Below are 25,595 nucleotides of genomic sequence, written 5' to 3'. Positions count from 1 at the left end.
TACAGATAGCAACTCATCTTCCCCGTAGAGGAGTTCGAGGACCGATGACCCTGGCCATGAAGCTCCTGCACTCGTTCCCGGACAGTTGCCGCATGCGGCGATGGAGGTCATCGCGCGGCCGCCCCGGCCAAGCTTCCCTCCCTCAGCAGCGCGGCGGACTCGGTGAGCAGGTTGGGGATCAATTGCGTCTGAGTAATCCTTGCCATACTTGACATGCAGTTGAAGTTAATCATGGGGCTCTATACCTTCGAGACCAGAGCGCAGGACGCAACGTCTGACGCAGCCTCACCAACCCGCCTCACAAAGGGAGTAGCACCATGTCCAAGACCTTCAGGACCACCGATGCCGCCACCGCCTCCGATGCCCACCTGCTCGACGAGACCGTGATGGTGGTGCGTGCGGCCGGTGCGGCGTTGCGTGAGCGGTTCGGGGAGGTGGTCCGTTACCGGAGTCGTGAGGAGTTGATGCGGGCGTTGGCCGTCAATGACGCTGCGGCTCTCGACATCCTGCGTCCCCGCCTCACCGCTCTGCGTCCGGACGCGGGGTGGGTGGAGGACGAGTTGGACGGCGGGGCGTTGCCGGCGGGTGAGTGGTGGGTCGTGGACCCGGCCGAGGGCAACGTCAACCACCTGCACGGCTTGGCGGACTGGGCGGTGACCGCCACCCTGGTGCGTGAGAACCGGCCGGTGCTGACCGTGGTGCACCTGCCGTTGACCGGGGAGACCTACACCGCGCTCAGCGGCGCGGGCGCGCACCTCGACGGCCGGCCGCTGCGCGTGGCCCCCACCACCGACCTCGCTCTGGGCATCGTGGCCACCAGCCAGGCCCGGCCGGACGAGGACGAGAAGATCGTGCGGCGCGTCGGATCCTCGATCACCGCGATGCTCCTCGACGCGCTCGTCGTGCGTACCTCGGTGCCCGCGACCCTGCACCTGGTGAACGTGGCCGCCGGCCGGATCGACGCCTTCTGGCAGTTCGCCGGCGCCCGGGCCGACCTGCTGCCCGGAGCCCTCCTCGTCACCGAGGCCGGCGGACGCGTCACCGACACCGAAGGCCACCCCTGGACCCCGCGGAGCGAGGGCCTCCTGGCCGCCGCCCCCGGCATCCACACCCAAACCCTCACCACGCTCTCCCACTGACCACACACCCCGCACCCGCACCCGCACCCGCACCCGCACCCGCACAAGGATCGGATCACCATGACCACGATCGCAGTACTCGGAAACGGCCGCGTCGGCGGCAACCTCGCCACCGCCCTCACCCGCGCCGGACATCACGTCACCGTCGCGGACCGCACCCCGGGCGCCGCCGCCGACGCCGCCCGCACGGCCCGCATCATCATCAACGCCACCCCCGGAGCCGGCTCCCTGGAACGACTGGTCGCCCTGCGCGAGGAACTGCGCGACAGCATCCTCATCGACGTTTCCAACGCCACCACCGACGGACCCGACGGCCTGCCCGCCGACCTCATCCACCCCGGATCGAGCCTCGCCGAACAACTCCAGGAAGCACTCCCCGACACCCACGTCGTCAAGACGCTCAACACCATGCTCTTCCCCGTGATGACCGCACCCGCCACACTCACCCAGGCGCCGACCGCGTTCCTCTCCGGCGAGGACCAGCAGGCCAAACAAACCGTGCGCGCACTCCTCACCGACCTCGGTTGGCAGGACCACTGGATCACCGACCTCGGCGGCATCCGAACCGCCCGCGCCACGGAAGCCGCGATCCTCTTCGTACCCCACGTCATCCGCGCCAACGGATTCACACCCTTCGCCATCTCGATCGCCCGCTGATCCGCGCACGGCGCGCACGGCGCGCAGTCGCAGCCGCGCTTGTTCTCCCCCGCGTGCAGCCCGTCAGCCGTTTCGTCCGCTGCACCACCAACGGCATACGTGCCGGAGCCCGCACGGGGCTTTCTTCCACAAACAAGGAAGGAAGCCTCCGGAAAGGACTTACGGGCCTACGGGCCCCGGATCCGAGATCGGCCGCCCCAGAGCGATACGGCCAGCAACTCTCCGTGAGATTCGGGCAGCTTCGGGGTGAGCCGCCCCATAGGACCCACGTCACATACGACCCGGGATAGTAGAACCCGCAGGCCCGGTACGACCCCTTCGCCGGCCCCCACACGCACCGATGCCCTCGCGCTCGCCGTCGGGTCCTCGGTCCCCGGCTGCGAGGGCGGGTAGTAATCGGGTTCGTTGCCAGGCCGGTGGGCCGTCTGTAGAACTGGATGAGTCGCCGAGCGGCCCGGGTGTTTCACCCGCCGCTGACGAAGCCCTCCGCATCACCTGAGTGGCTCACGCACGTCCTCGACGTGCAGCGACCGCCCTCGTCCCCTGTGGAAGGCTCCCCCGTGTCGAACACCGTCATCCGCCGCATCGCCGCCTCGAAGAAGGCCCTCGCGGGCACCGTCGTCGCCCTCGGCGTCGCCGGCTCCATGCTCGCCACGGTCCCCGCCCAGGCCGCCCCCATGAGCGCCAAGGCCGTCGCCCAGCAGATGATCAAGGACCCGGCACAGTTCGCGGCGTTCAACAACATCGTCTCCCGCGAGAGCGGCTGGAACCACACCGCCACGAACTCCTCCTCCGGCGCCTACGGCCTCGTCCAGGCCCTCCCGGCCTCGAAGATGTCCTCCGCCGGCTCCGACTGGAAGACCAACCCCGCCACCCAGATCAAGTGGGGCCTGGACTACATGAACTCCCGCTACGGCAGCCCCGTCGGCGCCTGGAACTTCTGGCAGACCCACCACTGGTACTGAGCCACCAGCGGAACCCAAGACGCACAAGAACGCCCGGCCGGGAAACCCCCGCCGGGCGTTTTCGCATTGCATGAGCAAATGTCTGCCATCAATCCAAGGATCGGGCTCCATCCCCGGAGGCGGTTCAACGCCGATCAAACCGCTTCAATGATGTCCCCGACGGAGCAAACGAACCCCTTCACGAGTGCGTGTGGCAGTCGACCGGTTTCGCCCGCAGAGCTCGTACTGCCGTCGCGCGGAAAGATGACGGCCTCGGCCGCTTCGATGCCCCCGCGAATGATTCTTACGTGATCGCCTGCATTGAAGTCCCCGTCGATGAGCTCGACGTAAACCGCACTGCCCCTGTCGCTCTTGGCGAAGACAAAGACCTCAGTGACCTCTGCCCGACTCACCGGTTGATCCTCCATCAGTGCCATCCCGTTCTTCGTGGGCGGAGACCGGCCATCGCCTCCAGCAACTTCCTCGGGCTGTCGCTCGGACAAGCCCCCTCTGGGCACAGTTGCCCGGAGCCGCGGCGGCGAGTATGCCGCCGCGGCGATCCGTCGACAAGGCCTCGCTCCGCAGTGCCCCGCAGCGCCCCGTAGTACTACGTAGTACTACGGCCACCGGATCCGACGGAACGCGGCTCCGGCAGGATGAGCATGTGACTGCCGGAGATGAGCTCGTGGAGCTGCTGAAGCGTGCCGGGCTGGAAGTTGTGGAGAGTCGGTGCACCGAGGACGTGCTGCCGGTGCCTGCCGCTCGGCGCCTGATTCTGGCGGACTTGAGCGAGCCGTCGGTCTCCCTGCGTACAGACCGGCCGGACGCGATCGCCGAATTCAACGCGCAGTGGCACCAGTACGCGGTCGAACACGGGGTGATCGGCGAGGACGGAGTCTTCCTGATCGACGTCGTCCGCAGCTCGACGAGCGGTATGCCCAGCTCCTGGACCCGCGTGCGACTCACCGATCACTGGGACCTCGCCGGGGTGCTGGGCGAACGACCGGGAGAGCCCACCTTCATCTCGCTCTCGATGAACGGGAACGTCCTCCTGGCGACGGCGACGGCGACGACAGTGACAGCGACGGCCCCTGCCGACGGCGAGCTCCGACTCACCGTCATCGACCGGATCGAGGAGCGGCTGGACGCCGACGCGCAAACCGCAGCTCGGGAAACCGAGACCGAGCGGAGCAGCGCATGGGAATCCCTCCTCCAGGAACCACTCCCTTCGGAGCGGACCCGTGAGTCGTGGGCCCACGGCCTGCTGTTCAACCCGACCACACCCGACGAAATCCGATGCAGCCTGGTGGGCTTGACGCGCCACGCCCTGTGGCGTCCCGTCCCGACGGCTGTGATCGAGGCGGCCCTGACCCACCCGGAATGGAAGCTTCGAGCCCTGCTGGCCGAAGCCCAACCGAACATGACGCCCGACCAGTGGAGCCGGCTGATCCTCGGCGAACAGAACACCCGGCACCGGTGGATGCTCGCCATGCTCGCGGCAAACCGAGAAGCCACTCTCACCGACACGGCATACGAGCAGCTGGCCGCGGACCCCTCCACCAGGGTCCGCGAAGAGACCGCCCGGCTGCCCGGCATACCCGCCCGACTGGCCTTCGTCCTGGCCACCGATCCCGGCCAGAACGTGCGAGCCGCCGTCTGCCGGAACGCCTGGCCCCACCTCGACGGCCGAACGAGAGCCGCCCTCCTCGACGACCCCGCCGACAAGGTCCGCGTCGCGGCACTCCTCCGACACCACGAGGACCACCCCATGCCTCGGGCGGTCTTCGACTCCGAGGAGCTCGGCGACGAAGCCGCCGAAACCTGTCGGCTGGAGCGCGACCTCGCCGAACACTTGATCCGGCACGGCGATCCCACCCGGCGCCGACGTCTCGCCGGCAACCTCCGCCTCGATCCGGATGTGGTCGAACTCCTCGCCGCCGACCCCGACGAGAACGTGCGCTCCGCCGCGGCGACCCACCCGTCCCTCACCGAGGAACAGCGCGCAACCATCGACTACGACTTCGACCCAGGAGTCCACCACTCCCCGCTCGCGTGGGTCACCGCACTGCACGAGAACGCCGACGCCATGCGCCTCCTGGCAGCGTCCACCCACCCCCTCATCCGCAGGAGCGTCGCCAGAGCCAGGCACCTCCCGCCGGACGTCGTGGCGGCCCTCGCCAACGACGGGGACCGTGTCGTCCAGCTTTTCCTTGCCGAGTCCTGCGAAGACGCACCGGCAGACATGCTCCTGAGGGTGTGGCTTTGGTCGACGGGGAGCCTCAGCATCCCCGACCGCCCCCACGGCCACCGGAACTTCCCCCGCCACGACCTGCTCCGGTACGCGGACGATCCGAACCCGCGCCTACGTCAACTAGCGCTCGACGACCGCGAATCGACAGCCGAACTCGTGGAGCGATTCAGCCGCGACGGCAGCGAAGAGGTACGCCGGCGCGCCGCAGCCGATCCACGGCTGACGACCACCTCGGCCCTCCGCCTCCTCGACGACGCACACTCCGACGTCCGCCACTCAGCCCTCGGGCACCCCCGGCTTCCCGCACGCGTACTCGTCCGCCTCCTACGTGATGCCGACACCGCGGAGGCTGCTGCTCGGCACCCGGCCGTGCCGGCCCCCGTAATGGAGTGGATGCTCCGGTCGCTCCAACCCCCGCCGGCCACGGGCCCGGTGGGTTGGCCAGGTCGGTCTGCGGGCGGGTGTTCATGACAGTGCGACTCCTACGGTGGCAGTCCACCGAGACCGCCCGGCACACCGAGATCCGCGACCCGGACCGGCGCCTCTTCGGTACCACGCAGGGATTCCAGTCATGCGGGTTCACGGCCTCGCCGGCAGCACGGAGAGCGTGCCGGGGTGAAGTGGACGGCGGCTTGAGTTCCTTCCGTCGCTCCTCAGTGGCGTGGCTGAGCCCGCCATGGCCATCGGGTCCTACGGGCGGTAGATCACCTCGACGGCGAAGGCCACGATCACTCCCCAGACCCCGCAGCCCAGGAGCCAGAGAGCATCCAGGACGAGTCCGGCGCCGATGACCGTGAGACCACCGCTCCCGACGGCGAGCACCGCTCGCCGGACACCGCGGTCGGGCCCCCAGGAAGTGGTCATACGGACAGCATCCCGCCGGAGCGCCACGGTGGCCACGGTCCGGCGGAAACCCTGGCACGATCCTGACGCCGTCTGCCGGTTCCCCGGTACATCGGGCGGGACATCCGCTCGGCGAGCCCTGCCCGCAGCGCCGGGGGCTCTCGCCGCGTGACCTCGCGGACCGGGGTACGGAGTTCCCGCCGGTGGCACAGCCACCGGCAGGGGGCTCATCCGGCGAAGTCGCGGATGACCCGGCGTGCCAAGGTGACGGCGGCCGGACCCAACTCCGCGGCCACGGCGGCCTCGCGCGTGCCGTCGCACGCGACCACCGCCGGGTGCGGTCCGACCGTACCGACCGCCGCGGCCACCTCGTCGATCAGCCCGAACAGGTGCGGCGCGTCCTGCCTGTGGAGCACCGGTCCGTCCTTGGGAAGGCGCCGTGGACGGGGCCGCAGGACCGCCGCCAGACCGAGCAGCACGACGCCGATCACCGGTTGCGGCCCCGCGTCCCAGCCCGCCGCCACCAGCAGCACTCCCGCCACCACGAGCAACGCGGTGAAGCCGTGGACGAGCAGGGAGAGTCCGAAGGCCGACACCGACACCGCCTCCCGCCCGGGGGGCGTTCCGATGCCGGCTCCCCGCTCCAGGTCTGCCGCCAGCTTCTCCCCGTGCCGGTGGACGAGACGCCGGCGCACGGCCGCGATCCGCCCGGGCTCCGGATCGGGCGCGCCCGGGTCGACGTTCCAGTCGCAGGCGTCACACCACTCCACGTACCTTCCCGTCCACCGGCACCGGTGCCGCGCATGCGGGACACTCCCGGGTCCCCGGCCGCCGTGGCCGGCGCCTCCACGCTGTCCATCGCTGTGCTTCCCCTCCCTGCCCGCTCCTGCGCCCGAGGTCCCCGGAAGGATAGGAGGGCAACGAAAGGCCAGACCCCCCCGGGCCGGCGCACCATGGCACCCCGCTCACTGAACCGGTCCCCCGGGTGCGGCGACGGCCGGATGCGGTCGAGTCCGGGGGGCGCCGCCCGATGCGGTGCAGCACGGTGTCCGGTGGGGCAGGCCCAAGGCGACAGCTCCCACCCCCAGGTGCGCCGCCGCACTCAGATCCTCTCAACCGCCCGCCGCTGTCCGCGTCATGCGCGTGGGTGGATGTCCGTGGCGCCACCCACGTTCAGGTCACCCCCCGCCTCATCCGGCAGCCACTCCCCCGCCAACACCCGGACCCCGAACGTCCGATCAGCCGGATCATCCACGACGGCTCGCACCCCGTGAGCGGCGTCACCCCCACCGTGCGGCTGCCCGCTCACACGTCCGCAGGCTTCGACCTCCCTACCGACCTAGGGATGCAGCCGGCTCGCGCTACGCCGTTCATGTCGAGGCCCGAGCCGGCCCCTCGTTCCACCGCAGGCCTGATACCGCCGCACGGCTTGCGGACACGGCCGCCCTGTGGCTCACCGGCCGGCGCCCCCCCTGAAGTGGGCTCATTTCGGGACGATTTGGGCTAGCTTGCCGAGTCTCCGAGCGGGGTGCTAACGCCGTTAGCACCCACCCGAGGTGCTAACGGCGTTAGCACTGGAGTAGCAACTGCCGCAGAAAGTTAGCAAAACGCTTCTATTGGATCACCGACATCGCCCTCCACGGCAGTATGCTGCCGTGCATGTCATCTCCGAACTCGGGAGCTGAGCGGGAGAAGCTCGCCTCCAAGCTGCCCGCCCACCTCCAGCAGGCACTCAAGGTCCGTGCGGCACAGCTCCAGACCGATATGCAGGACGCCGTCGCCTCCGGCATCCAGGCCTGGCGGGACTGCCACGACGAGCTCCCCCCAGTCAACACCGCCGGGGCCGACTCCTTCGGCACCTACCTCCCCGAGGGCCTCTACGAGGACTTCAAGACCGACTGCCGGGAACGAGGCGTCTCCTACATCCAGGGTCTCGCCCAGTCCGTCGTCCTGTGGCTGGCCGACAACCCGGCCGAAGCGCAACGGACCACTCGGCGGATCATCGTCTGCAACCAGAAGGGCGGCGTCGGCAAGACTGCCGTATCCGCCGGTCTGGCCCAGGCCCTCGCCGAGGACCCCACCGCGGTGGGTGCCGCAGCCTCCGCCGCGATCGGGGGCCTGCGGGTCCTCCTCGTCGACTACGACCCCCAGGGCCACCTCACCCACCAGCTGGGCCTCACCGCCATCCCCGCCGGCGAGGAAAGCCTCATCACGCACATGCTGCACCGGGAGCAGGCCAAGCAGTCGCTGCTCGACCTCACCGTTGCCATAGGGGGTGACCGCTTCGCCGACCGTCTGCGGATCCTGCCCGCCGCCTTCGACGCGTTCCTCCTCGACTCGGGTCTCACCGTCTTCCGAGGACCGCGCGAAGCCGCACTGGAGCGGGCGCTGGCCCCTCTTGAGGAGCACTTCGACGTCATCGTCGTCGACTCGCCCCCCAGCCTCGGGCTCGCCATGGACGCCGCTCTCAACTACGGCCGCCAGCGCGACGGAGAGAAGCCCGGCTCCTCCGGCCTCGTCATCCCCGTCGAAGCCGAGGACACCTCCGCCCAGGCGTACGGCATGCTCATCCAGCAGATCGACTCCCTCTCCCGGGACTTCGACATCGAGATCGAGCAGCTCGGTCTGGTGGTCAACAAGTTCGACAGCCGCCGCGGCTACATCGCGACCTCCTCCCTGGACAAGTGGAAGTCCCTCGGTACTCCCCCGGTCCTCGCCGTCGTTCCCGACGTCAAGGAGCAGCGCGAAGCCGTACGCAAGCAGCGGCCGCTCCTCGACTACGCACCCGACTGCGAACAGTCCCACCAGATGAGGCAGATCGCCCGCGGGGTGAAGACCGCATGAGCAAGGCAGACATGCTCGGTGACTCCCCCACCTTCAACGCGGTCGCCCAGCCCATGAGCAGCCGCGCGGCGTCCTTCGCACGGTTCGCCGGCCAGGACGCTCCCGCCACCGACCAGGCTCCCCCCACGGCGGCCGGGACGCTCCGCGTTCCGCTGGAAGCCCTCGCGCACAACCCCTACAACCCTCGCGAGGAACTGAAGTCGGTCGAGGACCTGGCTGACAGCCTGACGTCCCGAGGAGTCATCCAGCCCCTCGCAGCCGTCACCCGGCAAGCGTTCCTGGCCGCGCACCCCGGCCACGAAGCACAGATCGGCCAGGCCGCGTACATCGTCGTCGACGGCAACCGGCGCCTGGCCGCCGCGAACCTTGCCGGTCTCGACGACCTCCCCGTCCACGTCGACGACACCCTGGCGCAGGACGCCGACACCCTCCTTGAGACGGCCCTCATCGCAGCCGTCCAGCACGAGAACCTCGACCCCCTGGATGAAGCGAAGGCCCTCCAGCGCCTCGTCGACGTTCACGGGTCCCAGCGAGCCGTTGCACGCGCCCTGGGCAAGTCGAGCCCCTGGGTCACCCAGCGCATCGCCCTGCTCAAGCTCACGCCAGAACTCCAGTCGGCCGTCGAGGACCGTACCCTCCCGGTGGAGATCGCGCGCAACGTCGGCCAACTTCCCGAGCAGCAGCAGAAGAGCGCCGCCGAGGAAGCCCTGGCCAAGCGAGCTGCTACCAAGCGACGCAGGCAGGGCAACCAAGGCGCCGACGCCGTTGCCCCCGTCGAATCCTCTCGGGGTGCTAACGCCGTTAGCACCCCACCGGCCCCCGCAACGGCAGCCACCGTGGTCGCGCCTTCGGCCCCGGCCGCTGCCGAGGCCGAAGTCCCGGCGAACGAGGGTGCCGAGCAGAGTGGGTTCTCGACGCCGGAAGCCGTCCCCTTCCTCGTGGACCTTCGATCTGTTCCCCGCCTCCCGTGGGATGACGGGATCAAGGTCGCCGAAATGATCCTCGAAAGGATGGACGCTGCGCAGCGCGAGCTGCTCCTGGAGCGGCTCCTGGCCGCGCACGGCGAGGAGTAGCCGCGCAGCAACTCGCTCCCGACTGAGCCCGTCCGGAATTCCGGACGGGCTCAGTCACGTTCCGGACCCAGGGGTGCTAACGCCGTTAGCACCCCTCAGCCTCGCCGGCGCCCGTCCCACCACCCGGCACGCACCGCTGGACATCGACCACGCCCGCACTGACCGCGCCCAAGGCCCGGCTGAAAGCGAAGGTCGTCATGTGCGGCGACCGGCCGCACATGACGGCGGACGACGGCGGACAATGAGCACCATCGCCTCGACGATCCGGATCGCGCATGAAGCCGGGGGAGAGGTCCTTCACCCACGGCAAGTTGATTGGCTGTCCTGCTTCACGGAAGGCTGACCGATCTCACCGACCGAAGGCTGACCAGTGCCTTCCGACCGGCACAGGCGCGCAAGTCGCAACGTGGCTTCGTCCCGGACATCAGGGTCTCTGTCCGCTGCCAACGCCCGAAGCTGCACGATCAGCTCGTCGGCGTCCTGTCCGGTCGCCCAGCGTGGGTCACAGTCGAGCTCCGCAGCGAGCTGATCGGCGGTTCCCTCGTCAGAAGCGACTGCACGCGCAGCAAGCACCGCCCGCAAGCCGGCCAGATCCCTCCGAGCCAGGAGAGCCGACGCCGTATCCGACGTCACACCGGTGTCCTGAACGTCCAGCAACAGACGGTGCAGAACACCAGCGACATCCTCAATCTGGTGAGCTGCCGCCAGGCATCGTCCTGCGGCAGCCCGAATAGACCAAGCCGGCGATTCCGCTGCGTCGATCGCGTCGAGAAGCCCTTGCCTGATGAAGTAGTCCACGCGATCAGGCTGTCATCGGAATGTCTCGATCGCGCCTCGTTGAGACAACACCGCAGTGGTCAATCTTCCCCTTGGCCCCGCAGGGGAGGGCGGGAGGTCAAGCTCTGTCCACACGACGAACCTACGGCGGAAAGTCCCATCCACCGGGCCGCTCGAACGACACCGGACCTCAGGACAGACGATCGGAGGAGACCTCGTCATCAGCGGGCGTGCCCGGTGAGTTGAGCATGCAAGCCAAGCACTGTCGATCACGCAGACGGCTCGGGCTGTTGCAGCCAAGGGACGGCAACATGCATCCGTAGGTGCCCATCGGGAGGGCCGGGCTCTTGTCCCCGTACTCCTCCGCGTGCACGGCCAAGCGCAAAGGCGGGCCCGCACCGATGTAGCTCCCGCTCTATGGCCGAGTTCGGTTCCGTAGCGTCCGCTCCCTTAGTGGTCGGCTCCGGAAGTCCTTCGGGGGTTGATCAGGCGGCGAGGCGGCGCGAGGATTCTTCGGGGTGATCGGCGGTGTGCCGGTCGAGCCTGGCCAGTAGATCGTCCAGGTCGGAGGTTCTTCAACCGGTGCCGCTCGGCGGCCGTCGGAGATATCGGGCGGGCGGCGGCAACGGGCATGGCAGACAGGCCGATCGAGAGAAGTGGATCACGATGAACGCGGCCTGACGCCTCGGAAGAAGCTGGCCCGCGCGACACGCCGCGCATACACAGCGGCCAGCCGCCTGGGACAACTGCGAAGAGGATTGCCGATGGCTGGAGCCCGGCCTCCCCTCCGTGGGGGAGGAACCCGACGCCGGAGTCGCTCTCAGGTATGGGTGGTCGTCGACCTGAGCGCGGATGTGGAGGTTGGAGGGTCTCTGGAACAGTGCGACGTGAGCACGCGATTCGTTGCCCCGTTCCGGGAGGGTCCGTACATGTCCAAGGTCGCCGTTCTTCGCCCCGAACCCGCAGTAGCCGATGTTCCGCTGCCGTCGCGGCGGGCCGTCAGGGCCGCCTACGCATCTGCGTTCTCCGCGACTGTCGGCTTCATCCCGTTGCACGCGGTGTGGGCACTCGGTATTCCGCTGTGGGTCGACGAGAGCAAGTTCCGCGACTGGTACGCCGTCGGCGGCGGCCCCTACCTGTTCGTGCTGGGCGCGCTGGCCGTGATGGCCGGCGTCCTGGCGCTGAGCCTGGTCCGGCCGTGGGGGCTGGTGTTCCCGAGTTGGGTGCCGCTTGTGGCGGGACGCAGAGTCCCGCCACGGACACTGGCCCACACAGCCTTCACAGTCGCGGCCTTCCTGCTTCTGTACACCGTCTGGTCCGCCATCCTGACCGTCATCCAGTGGAACGACCCCGGCATTTTCAGCCGATGGATCGTCGTCTACGGGATCCCACAGTTCTTGGTATGGGGAATCGGCCTTCTCGTCGCCGCGCACTCCTACCGCAGCCGGACGACACCGCACCACTGACCCGAGTCCACGGACGCCAGCGGCCGACAGCTGAGGAGTCCGACAGACAGGTTTCTGGGTCACCTCAGATCACCAGGTGGTCGCTTCCACCAGTGCCATCAACTCTCGACAGCCGCCCTCGAGACCGACGTGAAGCCGACGTCAGAGTCAACCCCCGAAGGACTTCCGAAGCCGACCACTTAGCAGCAGGCAGCGATGAGGGAGTTCTCCTGGAGGAAGAGGAACTCGGCGACGTGCGGAAGCGTTTGGGCGAAGCCTGACGGACCATTGCGACGAGCGAGCCTTCAGGCTTCACCTGGTATCCCACGGCGAAAGACGACAAGGAGCGTCAGATCCGGATCGCGGGAACCGCCCATCACGGTCGACCACGACACCGAAGCATGCCGACTCGTGCATGGCATGGAGGAGAGGTTCCCGTCGAAAGGAACGAGGCAGTCCTTGCAGACGCGTGGGGGAGGGGTGACTGAGCTACCTCGTGGGTCAGCTGCGGGAGCAGGCGTAGGACGACATTGACGCGGATCGCGCGAAACCTGATGGCCTTTGCGTGGGGTGCCGCGCACCTTGCCGGCCGTAGCGGGCTCAGGGTTGGATCGATGTGGTCCAAAAGAGCAGCCGCATTGGGCTGTTGAGGTGACTTGGACATGCCCTCACACCGCCCTGGAGCCGACCGAAAGCCGCAGGAGCCTCTCTGGCGGCCTTTCAGGCCAGGGGTGAAGCAATCACTCAAGGAGCCTTGAGAACGGGCCTTCAGGGTGCCATTCCGTGGGTCGCTTATAGCCCACTATTGCCTATTTCTGCGTTTTGTCATGGAGTGCTACTCCCTCTCATCGCAGCCGGATCCTGTCGGCTGTCGCAGCCGATATCGGGCGTCGGAGGCCCCGGTTACGGTTGCCGAGTGAACGAATGGAATGCACCAGCCGGAGCACCCGCCCACCACGAAGCGTTGCTGCCTCTCCTCGGGACCGACCCGGAGGCCGTCGCCTTCTTCGCCGGGGTCGCGGACCTCGATGCGACGAATCCGGCCGACCACCTCTTGGAGACCGGGATCCGGCTCGCCTCCGGGGCCCGGCTGGAGCAGTTCGCGCGGGCGGGCTCCGGGGACGCGTTCTGCTTCGTCGGCGAGGGTGGCGAGGAACGACCTGTGGTGTACGTCAGCCTCGATGGCGAAGCCGGACCGGTTGCTCTGGGACTGCTGGAACTGGTGCAGTTGTGTCTGGTGGCACCGTGGTGGCGGGACGCTCCCGGACGGACGGCCGAAGAACTCCGGGCCGTCGTCGCCGAGTACCGGGAGGACATGCCCGACCTCGACCAGCGGCGCGACCGTGCGGCCTCGACTCTCGGTCTCGATCCGGCCGGACTTCCTTCGGAGACTGAGGCCCTGGAGCGACTCGTAGAACTTGGCCGGGGACCGATCGCCGCGACCTGCCTTGTTGTCGGATACGGGGACGACCCTCTCGACCCCCTGTTCAACGCTGCCTCCGACCGCCCCTGACCGAATCGCCCATCCGGGTTTCTGTGCGCTGCCGGAGATCGGGAGAAGCCAAGTGTCCGCTGCTTCGGGGTCCGTCCGCAGTCGGAACTCGGCCACCACGCTCGGCAGCTGATGGATCCGCGATCTTGTCCTCGATCAAGTGCTGCTCGGTTGATCCCAGGGGCCGGCCCCTGGACCCCGCCAGCGCCTGGCCGCGCTGGACCGGCCCTGGCATGGGGGGCTGCCCGCCCCCCAGACCCCCCGGCCAGGCGCTCGGGCGCCCTGGACCCGCTCACCCTCCAGTCCTGCGCCAACTCCCTTACGGTCGCCGGCGCACCGGTCGGGCGCAGGGCGCCCTTCCTGGACAGGAGGGCCTCCAAGGCAACAGCGGCTCGCGCCACTTGGGGCTGACGTGGGGGGCCGCCCGTCACATGTCACCTATACCAGGTACAGGGTTGAGGTGTTGTGGCCGAGCTTCGGGAAGGGGAGACGCGAAGGTCCTGTCAACGTACGAGCCAGACCAACGAACTGGCACAAGAAGCCGGATCGCCGCCGACGAGAACGAAGTTCGTACGCCGCAGGCCACAGCTCGCTCTTTAGTAAGAACCCGCGGCAAATCCAGCCCTCTGACCTGCATGTTTACGACCAGGGATGTGCCGCCCGCAGCACATTCAAGCCCGTGAAGTGTGTACCCGGCGGGCACATTTGGAGAAAAAATCAAGCAACAGTTGATTTTCCGCAAGCCCGTTCCCGCCGAGCATCACCGCAGGTCGGAGCCTGGGGGATCGAGACGAAAGGCCGGGGGAGCGCTACGTCCGACCACTCTGGAATGTGTCGTCATGACGACACATAAAATCAAGCACACATGGACTTTCAGCCCGCAGGCGCAGCAAAACTTCACGTGGCGTGTACTTTCCGATCCCCCTCCGTGTGGTTCGCGCATCAGAGGAGACTCCTGGCGCGCCGGTGCGCCAAAAGACAAGCCCACGTTGATTTTTCGGTAGTCTCGGACCGCCTGAGTAACAAGGAGGTCCTGTGACATCTGATCCGCCCGCCCGTCGTCGACAGCGCGGGCCCCGGCCTGTCCCGGCACCCGCCGCGGCAGGGAACGACGCCGAATACGGAGACATCCTGGCCGTGCTCGGCCAGCAGCTCGGGGAGAAGGTCGCGCAGGCGACAGACCCCGGCGGTCGCCGTCGCCTCAAGGGCGTCCACTTCGAATACGCCGCGGACCCGAGATCCGTTCACGACATGGCCGGCGGCACCGGATACAGCCTCGCCAGCAACTGGTTCACCCAGCTCCTGGCGCAGCTCGCCGTCGCCAACAGCATCACCAAGTCCCAGCTCTGCGTCTTCCTGTTCGTGGCCGGGGGCCAGGTACCGGGTACCGGAATCGCCCAGTACACCCAGCAGGAGATCACCGACGGGCTGAACAGGATTGCCGCTCAGAAGGGCGGCAAGATGATCACCCGTTCCACCGTCAACCGTGCCGTGCAGGCACTGTGCGGCTACAACTGGGTGGAGAAGGCCGGCAACGGCCGGATCCAGATCAACGTGCGACTGTGGTTCCAGGGCAACAGCACCGCCCAACAGGAAGTACTCGCCGAGATCGCCGACAAGCACGACCACGACCCCGAGGCGTTCCCCTACGCGGTGGGACCGGAAGGCGCCCACCAGGAGGAGCTGGACCTCGACTTCGGTGCCGAAGCCAGTTTCCGTGGAAGGAAAAGGACCGGGTGATAGTGCTGACATGCCCGCGCACGGGCGACCGCTCACGAGGAAGGCCATCCCATGGCTAACGTCATGTCTCCGATCGTCGCGGAGCGCATCTGGGCCCTGCCACTGTCAGGATCCGCCGTCAAGTTCCTCCAGTACCTCGTCTCCCGCAGCGACTTCGGGGGAGCACTGCCGGTCCGGCAGAAGGACATGGCGGCCGAGTACGGTGTCACACCCCAGGCCGTCAGCGGACTCATGGCGCCCTTGTGTGACCTCAACATCGTCCTCAGGCCGCGCAGTGAGGAACGGAACGGCAATTCCTACCGGCTTCACCCGCTCGCGGCGAAGTACGAAAGCCCCGACGCGATGGAAGCCGCGTTCCGGGCCGCTCTCGCACGGATCCAGGCGGGCGACCTTCCCAACCTGAAGCTGCCGACCTACCACCAGGCTCCGCCGGCCCCGACCGGCAGGCCGAAGCTTCAGGTCGCCTGACCGGAGACCGAAGTCCCGGTCGGAATCCGCCGACCCGACACATACAGAGGGCCCCCACCAAGGTGGGGGCCCTCTGTGCCTGAGTAACAGTTGTCGGCCAGTATATCCGCCGAGCCGGTTCCCTGCAGGCGAGTCGGGAATCTGCCGCGACCCCTACTCCTGGCTCTCCCGCAGGGGCCGGCCGGGTTCGTCGGCCATGACGAGCTGGGTGACGGTGAAGTCGTCGGGAGTGCGGATCGAGACGCGGTGAAGGCCCGGCGCCGCCACGGTCGCGAGGGCACTGACTTGGCCGTCGTCCCAGCTCAGGGTGAGCTTTTGCTGGTCCTTCGCGTCTTCGAGGTTGGTGAGGAGGCAGGTGGTCCCGGCGAGGGAGTCGAGGCCGCTGAGGGTGATCTTCCACGGAAGGCCGGCCTCGACGAGGTCGGGCGCGGTCAGGCCGCATCCGGCTTCGCCCAGCGGCGGGCCCATGTGGGCGTCCTCGCGGAGGATTTCGGTGATGGCCTCAAGCGCGGTCCCGGCCTTGGCGACGTCGCCGTGCTGGAGGGGGAGCGTGGTGACCGCGGGGGCGATGGCTGCCGATTCCTTGTAGACGGTGCCGTCGCCGTGGACGTGGAAGAACTTGATGTTCTTGTTGCTGTCGCGGATGAACGTGCCGTCGGCGTGGGCCCGGGCGCCGTCGAGGTGTGCTTCGACCTGTCCGTCACGGATGGTCAGGTTCTGCCAGGTGGGCTGGTTGATGCCGACGACGGAGCGGTGGTCGGGCAGACCGATCGACTTCTGGCCGTGGTGGAAGCGGGCCGCGTCGCGGGCGAGTTCCGCGTTGCCGCCGATGGACGCGATGTCGCCGGGCGTCAGGTGGCGGATGTCTCCGTTGCCGCGCAGGCTCTTGTACTGGGGCAGCAGGTCGTGGAGGCCGGGCATGTCCGCGCAGATGGCGCGGAGCCTGCGGTGGGGGAGCGGAACGGGGGCTCCGCGGCCGCTGTTGAGGATGACCGCGGCCTTGACCGCTCCGTGGAAGGGGGTGCCCAGGGTGATCACGCCGCGGGTGTCGCCCAGGAGGTCGCTGTCGTACCGGTCGTCCAGCGCCGCCCGGGTCACGAGCCCGCCCATCGAGTGGGCGACGAAGACGAGTCGGGCTTCGCGCTCGTCGACGCGGTGCCGGCGGGCGGCGTCGTGGGCGGGGTGCAGGCGCCAGGATGTCAGGTGTTCGCGTGCCGCCACTGCCAGGAGACGGGCGTTGACCGCGACGGGCAGCCGCCAGTCGTACGCGAATTCCAGTACGGCGGCGGGGTCGGCGACACTCGTACCGACGGTTTCCACGAGGTCGGTGTAGGGCTCGAAGCCCGCCAGATAGGGCGTCCAGGCACTGTGCTTGAGCAGGCCGGTCGCCTTGACCCGGGTGTGCTTGCCGTCGAGTTCCTCGTCGGTCATGCGCAGGCCCTCAAGGCCCTCGGGGCTGGTCCAGGCCTTGCGCAACCAGGAGATTCCTTCCAAACCCCACACATGCTTGTTCCTGTGGGTGTCGAACAGTTCGCTTCCCATGATGCCGGGGACGATCACGACGGCGTCCTGGGTGACGTGATCGGGTAACTCGCCGGTCATACCGGCGGCAGCCGTGACCCGAAGCTGCTGATTCTGGTCCATGGGTGTGAACAATAGGGAAAGTGAACGGGCAGCGAGGCGAGATCGGCTCAGCACGACCGACCCCTGAGCCGGAGGCCGCCGAGAGCCCCCATGTGCCGGGCCAGGGCGCGCTCTTCCTCCTGCTCCTGGAGGACGGCACTCCCGAGATGCGGGCCGCGATCGACGACCAACTCGACGCGGTGGCCGCCTGGTGGTTGAAGGCTCCTCCCGACGGACCGGGATTCAGACAGGTCGAACCGGAGCACCCCGCGACCGGCCGGCACGACGTGGAACGCTTCCTCGCCGACTCGCGCATCCGGGAGGTGCAGGCCCACGTCCCGCTGGTCCTGTACGTGACCGGGCACGGGATCACCTCGGGGGCGGCGATGCACTACGCGATGCTTCGCGACACCGTCCCCGAGCGGCTCCTCGCGACGGGACTGCGCACCACCGAGATCATCGTCGCGGCACTGGACTCGCTCTCCCAGGACGTCCTGGTCATCGTGAACATGTGCGAGTCATCCGACGTCGGCTCCGAACTGCAGGCCATGGAACGCGACCTGACCCACCGCACGAGGTCCGCGACGCTGCACGTCATGGCCACGGCGGGACCCCAACGGAAGGTGGCGGCCGGCGCGTTCGCGGCGATCCTCCGGGAGGCGTACGAACTGTTGCGCTCCAGCGAGGAGATCACCCGCCCCTTCCTGACGATGGAAGAGTTCAGCGGAGCCCTGCGCCAGGCCACGCGTGCCATCAACGCGAGGGAGGGCCGCGAGCTGGAGGGGCCTCGGGTCCTCCTGTCGGGCAAGCAGGACGTCCCGACCGCGACCCTGCCCAATCCGGGGTACCGGGTGGTGGCGGCGGCCGTGGAACCGGGCCGGCAGGAACTCGCGCCGACGCTGGAGCACCTGGACTACTGGTTGGAGAAGGCCAGCGGCCGCACCAGCGCCACCGACGCCGGCTGGTACTTCTTCGGCCGCAGGCCGCTCAACGAGGAACTGGCGTCGTTCTTGCGGGGGCCCGCCGCCGTCATGGTCGTCACGGGCATCGCCGCCAGCGGCAAGTCGGCGATCCTCGGCCGCGCGGTGACCCTCAGCGATGAGAGCTTCCGCCGTTCCAACCGGTTCGAGGCCGCGGTCCTCCACTGCCCGCCCGAGACGGTGCCCGACGAGGGTTCGGTGACGGTGGCCGTGACCGCCCACAACCGCGATCCCCTGGACCTCCTGCGGGCCGTCGCCGTGAAGCTGGGAGCCACCGCGGATCCGTCCGGAGGGACCGACGCCCTGCGCAGGTGGCAGGCCGGGTTGAGCCGGTTCCTGCAAACCCCCGGGCCGATGGTCACGGTCGTCGTCGACTCGCTGGACGAGGCCAACGATCCCGTGGGATGCGTACGGAACGTCCTGGTGCCCCTGGCCGGGCACCGAACGGCCCACGGCACGCGCCTGGACCACGTTCCGGCACAGCCCGCACAGGCCACGCCCAAGGGCCGGGGTGTCCGACTGGTGATCGCCGTCCGCAGCAGCAGCCCCGCCGACGACATGTCCCGCGCGGGCCACATTTCCCGCGCCGGCGACACGTTCCACGGCGACGGCGTCCCGCTCGGTCCGGACAGCGAACACGAACTGCTGTCCGGGCTGAAGGAGTCCTTCCCCGAGATCACCGTCCTGCGCACCGACCTCGAAGAGATGAGGGAGGACATCGCCGGCTACGTCCGCGCCCTCCTGGACGGCGAGGAAACCTGGCGGGGGCAGGACCTGGGCGAGGTCTCCCAGGTGGTGGCGGCCGCGGTCGGCCGGTCCTTCCTCGACGCCCGCGTGGCCGCGGAGCAGCTCAGGACGGGCGGGCCCGTACTCCTGGGGGACGCGTGGTGGCTCGACCGGCTGAACACTGGCACGGTGGGTCTGCTCGCCGCGGACCTGGACAGGGTCGCGGAGGACGGACTGGGGGGCGAGGAAGCGTTGGCGCTCCTGCGCGCGACGGCGTTCGGTCTGGGGCGCGGCATTCCCTGGGGGGAGGTGTGGCCCGCGATGGCGGCAGTGCTGCTGGAACGGCCGCTGGAGGGGGCCGACGAGAAGATTCGCACACTGCTGGGCGGGCGTCTGTCCGGGTATCTCACCCATGACAGCGAGGACGACCGTCGTGTCTACCGTCCGGCGCACGACCGGCTGGCGGCGGTCCTGAGGCGCTGGCCCACGGGCGGCGCCGTCGGGGGAGGGGGGAACGGAAGTGACAGCCGACCATGAAAGTCGGGCAGCGGAGCCGACCGGCGAACCGGGTGTGCACGCGCGGATCGCCGAAGCCCTGGCGCAGTTGGTCGCCAGGGACGGGGAGACGCCCCCGCCGCCGTACGTGCGCCGGTACCTGGCGGCTCACGCCCAGCTCGGAGGCGCGCTCGACGATGCCCGTGTTCCGCCGGAACTGCTGCCCTGGGCGACGGGCGCCGGAATCCGGGGAATGCTGACCTCGTCCGGGGCGCGGGAGCCCGGTTCGTGGCTGGAGGCCTGGGCCACGGTCGAACCCTATTTGCACCGGGCGGACGTCCCTTCGCGTCTGGCCAGCCTCCAACTGGCCTATGCGGGGCTGCGCTTCCCCCGAGTGCCCCGGGCGCGCATGCCCGCAGAGGTGGCGTCGCCGCCCGCTTCGCGGCTGGCGGTCCTGTGGTCCCAGTGGACCCCGCCCGTCAACGTCCTGGCGAAGGTGGCCGTCCCCGTCCGCTCCCTCGCGGGATGGACCACGTCGGAGGGCCGCTCCCTTCTGGCGGCGGGAGACGAACACGGCGGAATCGAGATCATCGACCCCGTCGACGGAAGCGCGGTCGGCGAGCGCATCACCGCGCACGAGGGCGAGGTCCGGTGCCTGCTCAGCGGCACCCGCCCGGGCCAGGGCCCGGTGCTGGTGTCCGGAAGCACCGACGGCGCCGTCCGGGCGTGGGACCCGGTCCGCGGATCACTCGTCGACCAGGTCCACCAGCCGGCCGGCATCTGGATCGACGACCTCGGCACCTACCGCGACGCCGAGGACGAACTGGCCGTCATCGCCGTCAACGGGTGCGCCGAAGTCGTGCGCTGGAACGAGCGCATGGGAGCGGAGGAGCTGATGGCCCTGCCGGGGGAGACGCCCCGGACCGACAAGGTCGCCCTGACCACCTTCGAGGACGAGGCGGGCAGGCGGTTCCTCGCGATCGCCGACGGGACGTCGCTGACCTTCAGGGATCCGGAGGACTGCGGGAACATCGCCGCGGCCTTCGATCTGCCCTGTCCCGTCCGGGCACTGACGGCCACCACCCGGGCCGGCGAGGTGGCCGCGGGCCACGTGGACGGGACCGTCACCCTCTGGGGCAGGGCCGGGAGGACCGCGACCCAGGAAGTCGGCGCCGCTCCCGTGCTCGCCCTGGCGGCCCTGGCCGTCGGTTCCCGTCATCTGATCGCCGCCTGCTCGGCCAACGACATCGTCCTGTGGAGCACCGACCGAACCGCGCCGGCGGCCCTGCTGAGCGACCACAGCGCGCCGGTCACCGCCCTGACCCGCGTCACGGTGAAGGGCAGCGACGCGCTCGCCTCGGCGTCGTTGGACAACACCCTGCGCCTGTGGGACCACAAGGATCTGGTCAAGGTCCTGGACAAGGCCCTTGGAGACGGTTCCTCCTCGCCCCCACGCGTGACCGACGGGGTTCTGGCCCGCGACGACCACACGAGTCCTGCCTGGTTCGCGCTGAGCGGCGGCAGCCGTAGCGGCATCGACGTGTGGGACGTGGCCGGCGGGACCGTCGTGACCGGCGTGCGCACCGGGGCCCCGCCCGCGGCGATGGCCTGGGCACGACGAACACAGGGCCGGACCCTGCTCTGGGCCGAGCCGGACCATCACATCCGCATGTGGGACGCCGGGACGCGAACCCACCTTCCGCGCCGTCTTGAGGGCCACATCATGCGGGTGCGGGCACTCGCTCCGCTGACGACCACGGACGGCCGCCACCTGCTCCTGAGCGGCTCCGACGACTACACGGCCAAACTGTGGGACCTGGACGAAGGCAGCCTGCTGTGCGACTGGAGCGGCCACCACCTGCGCGTTCTCGCGGTCGCCGCGGCTTCGAACCACCACGGCCAGGACTGGTACGCCACCGCCGGTTCCGACGGCACCGTCCGCCTGTGGAACATCGAGGACGGCGCCCAGGGACAGCCCCTGCGATGCATGCAGGGCCGCATCCACACCGTCGGCATCAACCCCAGCCCCGCCGGCGGCTTGCCCCCGCACCTCGCCAGTGCCGGCCAGGACGGCACCATCCGCTTGTGGGACCTCCTTGAGCACCGCCCGCTGAACGAGCCGCTGACCGGTCACACCGGTGCAGTGCGCGCCGTCGCCCTCTGGACCCTCGACGGTCTCGGAAGTTTCCTGGCCAGCGCCTCCGACGACGGAACGATCAGGATCTGGAACACCGCCACCGGCCGCTGCCTCCTGCTGCTCGCCACGGGCAGCCCCGTCCGAACGCTTTCCGCCCACCCCTCACCCGACCCCACCCGCATCGTGCTCGCCTTCGCCGGCGAAGCCGGCGCCGCCATCCTCGAACTCGAACTCGACGAACGCTGACGCAAGCCCCTCTGACACCATGCGCCCCCTGAAATCCCTCGTGCGCCCCCAACTGATCGCCGCAACCGCTCGCTTCGGTCCGGCCGGCGCATAAAAATGATCGTTCGGCATGTGCCCGGGACCAGCACCTGACGAGACCCTCGCCCGGCCTCCGCGCTGCGCGACCACACCGGTCCCTTCCGCGACCCCGGTCCGTTCGGCGACCCCATGCCGGCGACAGCGGACCGACGAGCCACCAGCGTTGCCGGCACACGCCCCTTGCCGGGCCCGGCCGGAGCAAGGAGCAGCTACATGACCACGGACAGGACCCCAACGGGCATCAGCCTCATCCAGGCGCCCGAGCGTGGCATCTGGCGGCTGGGCAAGGCGAACGAACCCCTGAAGTACGACACGATCAGCAGGCAGGTCGCCTCCGGCTCCGGAGGCAAGCCGTGGAGCATGGCGAGCTACGGAACGTTGTACTGCGCCACGGACCAGGAGGGGTGCTACGCCGAGGCCCTGGCACCCTTCCGCCTCCACCCCACCACGCTCAGGGACGCCGTGGAGGACTGGAAGGACCCCTCCTACATGCCCCCCGGCCGGCTTCCACGGGACTGGTCCACACGCCGCATCCTCGTCCGCTTACAGCCCGTCAAGGAAGCACGCTTCCTTGACGTCGACGACGAGGAGACCCTGGAAGCCCTGTCCCGGGAACTCCGCCAGGAACTGGCGGCGCTCGGGGTCTCGCGGCTGACCACGGCCGACATCCAGGGGTTCAACCCCCGCGTCACACGCCGGATCTCCGCGTGGGCCATCACCCAGCGCACCGGTCCGTCCGAGCAGGAACGCCTCATTCACGGCATCGCCTACCGGTCCCGCCTCGGCTTGCGCCAGTGCTGGGCCGTCTTCGGCGACGTGGAGCTCAAGCAGGTGGAGTCAAGCCTCGTCTTCCCCGAGGCGGAAGCGTTGCGCGAGGTCGCCGACGAGTGCGGACTCAGGATGCTCTGAGCGGTACCGACCCGGAGCCCACCCACTTGCCCACTTGCCCACTTGCCTGCCCACCTGCTTGGCCACCTGCTTGGCCACCCTGAAGTCCACCGGCAGAACAACCTGCTTGCCCGTAGTCCGAACGGAGGATTCCCTGCCGAGTTCGCCGACGGGAAGCCCCCGTACGTCGCAGCAAATCGCGGAGTCCGCCCAGGTCAGCTGGCAATTGCCGTTCCAAACGGGCCTGTTGGGGGATGACGAGAAGACATGTCGGTTCTGGCTTACGGGTGGAGTTGGGTAGTGATAATGGGTAATCTGAGTACGACCGACGACGGAAGATGCAGGGGGAATCATGATCACGAAGAGCTCGTTCTTACGGCCGGGCTGCCCGGTGTCCGTCCTGGCGGTGTCCGCCCGGGACTTGACGCCGATCCACACCGACATGCCCGACACCGTTCCGACCCATGGCTCGGAACCCCTCAGTCATCCGCGCACCGGATCCCATCCGACCGGCAAGCGACGATGCTGAGCGCTGGCCTGTAGTCGGCGCCACCCACCCGCAGCGGTCACGCTTCCCCGCGGGACGGGTACATCAGAGGTCCATCAGAGGTCCCATCAGAAGCGTTCACCTGCTCGCCGAGACCGAGCGTCCATGCATTCGTCCCCTCGCAGCAGCATGCGACAGCCAGGTCCTGTGCGCATCCAAGCACTCACCGCCCGACACGTGACCGGCCACCGAACCGGCGCGTAGCCAGGGCACCGAGGGAGACCACGCCATGCCCATCGAAACCACCACACCGGCCAGCAAGAGCGACATCAGCGCCGGACTGGCACACGCCACCACCGTACGCATGCACATCAGCGAGATCGCCCGCTTCCTCCAGGACAATCTCGGCCAGCGACTGACCGCAAGGATCGCGGGCATCAGCGACCCCAAGCAGGTCGGCAAGTGGGCCTCGGGCAACACCAATCCGCGTCCCGAGTCCGAGGAGCAACTGCGCGCCGCCCTGCAGGTGTTCCAGCTGATCCAGTACGCCGAAAGCGTCTACACCGCACGCGCCTGGATGATCGGGATGAACCCCCAGCTCGAAGACGAGGCACCCGCCCTGTGCATCGCCGCCGGACGCCGCCGCGACGTCATGAGCGCAGCGCGCGCCTACGTGGACGGCAGCTGACCGGCCGCCATCGGGCGCACCCCTGGCTCCGGTCGGCTGGAGCCGGAGAGCCACGCGCGCACCGCGCCCTCTCCGAGGTGAGCGCCCTCACCCTCCCGAAGCGCCGCCGGTCGTGGCGCGCAGGGCCCCGGCGACCACCGCGGCGCTGCGCGCCACGACCGGCGGTCCGCGGTCTGCGACCCGGCTGCCCTTGCACGCTCCCGCGAAGGTTGAGCACGCCGAGGGTCGGCCGAACGCGCCGCTTCGCCGAACGCGCCGCTTCGTAGCGGCGGGGCCGTGACCACTCCGAGCCCCTCTTCCAGCCCCTCTTGGGAGCCCACTCGGGTGCCCGCCACCGTTCCGGTGCGCGCCTCGGGAAACTGCCGCTGGAGCGAGCCTCGCGGCCGGCCGAGGAGCCGTACCGCCTGACGGTTTGCCGGCCGGGTTGGGCGTGCTCCTCGGCACCGAACCGGTCCTCACCGTCGCCGATGTCGGCGCCGCTCCGGGCGCGGCCACCACCACCCGGGGCGCGCGGAGTCGCCCGTTCCTCGATCTCCCAGGTCGCGGCGGCGGTTCGCGCGAGTGGGAGCCGTCGGGTCGTACCGCGTGCGTCGCCTCGCCAGGTCGCGAGTTCCCGGTATTTGGACGGTCGCAAGAAACGGGGACCAGTCCCCGTTTCCCGTGCTACTGTCCGACCGTCAGCAAAACGGGGATGAGTCCCCGTTTACGGTGCGGGGGTGGGGGATCATGGCAACCACGGCTTTGGTGCTCGGTGGTGGGGGAGCGGTCGGACTCGCCTGGACGGTCGGAATGCTGGCCGGGCTTGCGGAGGAGGGCCTCGACCTCTCCGGCGCCGACGTGACGATCGGGACCTCCGCCGGCTCAGTGATCGGTGCGCGGCTCACCTCGGGAGTGCGGGCCGAGGACATGTACCGCGAAGAACTCGACGGAGCCCCGGTGCTCGACGTCACCGTCACTCCGGGACAGACGGCCCGCTTCCTGTGGGCCGCGCTCGGCTCGCGCGATCCCCGGCGTTCCGCCCAGCGCCTCGGGCGGGCCGCGCTGGCCTCCCGTACCGTCCCCGAGTCGGCCGTGCACGACGCGGTCGCCGTGCTCCTGGCCGGCGTGCGCGACTGGCCCGCCGCCGACCTGCGGCTGACCGCCGTGGACGCGCGCACCGGCGAGCTGGCGACGTTCGACTCCGCCTCGGGCGTCGCTCTGCCCGATGCCGTGGCGGCCAGTTGCGCGGTACCGGTGATCTGGCCGCCCGTATCGGTGGCCGGCCGCCGATGGATGGACGGGGGCAGCCGTTCGACGGCCAACGTGCACCTCGCCCGCGGAGCCCGCCGCGTCGTCGCCGTCACCCCGATCCCCGAAGCGGTCGGCCCCCACCCGAGCTCCACCGCCCAGGGCGCCGAACTCGCCGCTGACGGGGCGCTGGTGGCGGTGCTCACCCCCGACCGCGGGGCCCGCAGGTCCTTCGGCCGCAACATGCTCGACCAGACCCGCCGTCCGGCCGCCGCACGGGCCGGCCGTGCCCAGGCGGCGGCCTGCGCGGAGGCCGTCCGCGCGGTGTGGACCCCTTGACGCACCGG

General features: G+C 69.3%; 20 protein-coding genes. 15 read left to right on the top strand and 5 right to left on the bottom strand.

From position 1 onward, the window contains the following. Positions 1-317 precede the first annotated feature (317 nt). From ACFVS6_RS05320 to ACFVS6_RS05310, 3 genes are all read left to right on the top strand, one after another. The gene (locus ACFVS6_RS05320; RefSeq protein ID WP_389700811.1) at positions 318-1,139 is read left to right on the top strand and encodes an inositol monophosphatase family protein; all 822 of its coding nucleotides are present in this window, start codon (positions 318-320) and stop codon (positions 1,137-1,139) included. Positions 1,140-1,199: 60 nt separating this feature from the next. Continuing rightward, the gene (locus ACFVS6_RS05315) at positions 1,200-1,796 is read left to right on the top strand and encodes an NADPH-dependent F420 reductase (protein ID WP_389700809.1); all 597 of its coding nucleotides are present in this window, start codon (positions 1,200-1,202) and stop codon (positions 1,794-1,796) included. A gap of 560 nt (positions 1,797-2,356) precedes the next feature. Then, positions 2,357-2,761 carry a transglycosylase SLT domain-containing protein gene (locus ACFVS6_RS05310; protein ID WP_389700807.1) on the top strand — a complete coding sequence of 135 codons (405 nt, stop codon included), beginning with the start codon at positions 2,357-2,359 and terminating at the stop codon, positions 2,759-2,761. Between the two features lie 134 nt (positions 2,762-2,895). On the opposite strand, the gene ACFVS6_RS05305 is transcribed toward ACFVS6_RS05310, so the two are convergent. Beyond that, positions 2,896-3,177 (bottom strand): hypothetical protein, encoded by a 282-nt coding sequence (locus ACFVS6_RS05305; RefSeq protein ID WP_389700806.1) that lies wholly within the window; start codon positions 3,175-3,177, stop codon positions 2,896-2,898. A 347-nt stretch (positions 3,178-3,524) separates the two neighbouring features. On the opposite strand from ACFVS6_RS05305, the gene ACFVS6_RS05300 reads away from it, so the two are divergent. Next, positions 3,525-5,462, top strand: a complete 1,938-nt coding sequence (locus tag ACFVS6_RS05300; RefSeq protein WP_389700804.1) for a PE-PGRS family protein — start codon at positions 3,525-3,527, stop codon at positions 5,460-5,462. A gap of 219 nt (positions 5,463-5,681) precedes the next feature. Here the strand turns inward: ACFVS6_RS05300 and ACFVS6_RS05295 are convergent, their stop codons facing one another. Then, positions 5,682-5,855 carry a hypothetical protein gene (locus ACFVS6_RS05295; protein WP_389700803.1) on the bottom strand — a complete coding sequence of 58 codons (174 nt, stop codon included), beginning with the start codon at positions 5,853-5,855 and terminating at the stop codon, positions 5,682-5,684. 206 nt (positions 5,856-6,061) lie between these two features. Further along, positions 6,062-6,604: a hypothetical protein gene (locus ACFVS6_RS05290; protein WP_389700801.1), complete on the bottom strand. Its 543-nt coding sequence runs from the start codon at positions 6,602-6,604 to the stop codon at positions 6,062-6,064. Positions 6,605-7,493: 889 nt separating this feature from the next. Here ACFVS6_RS05290 and ACFVS6_RS05285 point away from each other — a divergent pair. Both ACFVS6_RS05285 and ACFVS6_RS05280 read left to right on the top strand, forming a co-directional pair. After that, complete coding sequence (locus ACFVS6_RS05285; protein WP_389700800.1) at positions 7,494-8,678, top strand: AAA family ATPase; 1,185 nt, start codon at positions 7,494-7,496, stop codon at positions 8,676-8,678. Next, on the top strand, positions 8,675-9,751 hold the full coding sequence (locus ACFVS6_RS05280) for a ParB/RepB/Spo0J family partition protein (RefSeq protein ID WP_389700799.1): 1,077 nt from the start codon (positions 8,675-8,677) through the stop codon (positions 9,749-9,751). The genes ACFVS6_RS05285 and ACFVS6_RS05280 overlap by 4 nt, the downstream gene beginning before the upstream one ends. A 297-nt stretch (positions 9,752-10,048) precedes the next feature. On the opposite strand, the gene ACFVS6_RS05275 is transcribed toward ACFVS6_RS05280, so the two are convergent. Next, entirely contained in the window at positions 10,049-10,549 is a 501-nt protein-coding gene (locus ACFVS6_RS05275; protein ID WP_389700797.1) for a hypothetical protein, read from the bottom strand. A 908-nt stretch (positions 10,550-11,457) separates the two neighbouring features. Here ACFVS6_RS05275 and ACFVS6_RS05270 point away from each other — a divergent pair. From ACFVS6_RS05270 to ACFVS6_RS05255, 4 genes are all read left to right on the top strand, one after another. Beyond that, entirely contained in the window at positions 11,458-11,994 is a 537-nt protein-coding gene (locus ACFVS6_RS05270; RefSeq protein WP_389700796.1) for a hypothetical protein, read from the top strand. Between the two features lie 895 nt (positions 11,995-12,889). Beyond that, positions 12,890-13,486, top strand: a complete 597-nt coding sequence (locus tag ACFVS6_RS05265) for a hypothetical protein (protein ID WP_389700795.1) — start codon at positions 12,890-12,892, stop codon at positions 13,484-13,486. 1,014 nt (positions 13,487-14,500) lie between these two features. Beyond that, positions 14,501-15,205, top strand: a complete 705-nt coding sequence (locus ACFVS6_RS05260) for a hypothetical protein (protein ID WP_389700793.1) — start codon at positions 14,501-14,503, stop codon at positions 15,203-15,205. A 51-nt stretch (positions 15,206-15,256) separates the two neighbouring features. Next, positions 15,257-15,673: a hypothetical protein gene (locus ACFVS6_RS05255; RefSeq protein ID WP_389700791.1), complete on the top strand. Its 417-nt coding sequence runs from the start codon at positions 15,257-15,259 to the stop codon at positions 15,671-15,673. A 153-nt stretch (positions 15,674-15,826) separates the two neighbouring features. Here ACFVS6_RS05255 and ACFVS6_RS05250 read toward each other — a convergent pair whose 3' ends face one another. Beyond that, positions 15,827-17,317: an esterase/lipase family protein gene (locus tag ACFVS6_RS05250; protein WP_389700789.1), complete on the bottom strand. Its 1,491-nt coding sequence runs from the start codon at positions 17,315-17,317 to the stop codon at positions 15,827-15,829. A 20-nt stretch (positions 17,318-17,337) separates the two neighbouring features. On the opposite strand from ACFVS6_RS05250, the gene ACFVS6_RS05245 reads away from it, so the two are divergent. The 5 genes from ACFVS6_RS05245 to ACFVS6_RS05225 all read left to right on the top strand — a co-directional run bounded on the left by ACFVS6_RS05245 (position 17,338) and on the right by ACFVS6_RS05225 (position 25,587). Then, a complete protein-coding gene (locus ACFVS6_RS05245; protein WP_389700788.1) occupies positions 17,338-19,539 on the top strand; it encodes a hypothetical protein in 2,202 nt (733 codons plus the stop codon). Further along, positions 19,523-21,880, top strand: a complete 2,358-nt coding sequence (locus ACFVS6_RS05240; protein WP_389700786.1) for a WD40 repeat domain-containing protein — start codon at positions 19,523-19,525, stop codon at positions 21,878-21,880. The genes ACFVS6_RS05245 and ACFVS6_RS05240 overlap by 17 nt, the downstream gene beginning before the upstream one ends. A 291-nt stretch (positions 21,881-22,171) precedes the next feature. Then, positions 22,172-22,867: an RES domain-containing protein gene (locus ACFVS6_RS05235; RefSeq protein ID WP_389700785.1), complete on the top strand. Its 696-nt coding sequence runs from the start codon at positions 22,172-22,174 to the stop codon at positions 22,865-22,867. 755 nt (positions 22,868-23,622) lie between these two features. Further along, complete coding sequence (locus ACFVS6_RS05230; protein ID WP_389700783.1) at positions 23,623-24,021, top strand: XRE family transcriptional regulator; 399 nt, start codon at positions 23,623-23,625, stop codon at positions 24,019-24,021. Between the two features lie 726 nt (positions 24,022-24,747). Then, positions 24,748-25,587 (top strand): patatin-like phospholipase family protein, encoded by an 840-nt coding sequence (locus ACFVS6_RS05225; RefSeq protein ID WP_389700781.1) that lies wholly within the window; start codon positions 24,748-24,750, stop codon positions 25,585-25,587. Positions 25,588-25,595 lie beyond the last annotated feature (8 nt).

This window comes from Streptomyces sp. NPDC057939, assembly GCF_042887545.1.
Classification (GTDB): Bacteria; Actinomycetota; Actinomycetes; order Streptomycetales; family Streptomycetaceae; genus Streptomyces.
The sequence above is the reverse complement of the archived record's forward strand: the minus strand, read 5'-3'. Positions and strand labels throughout refer to the sequence as shown.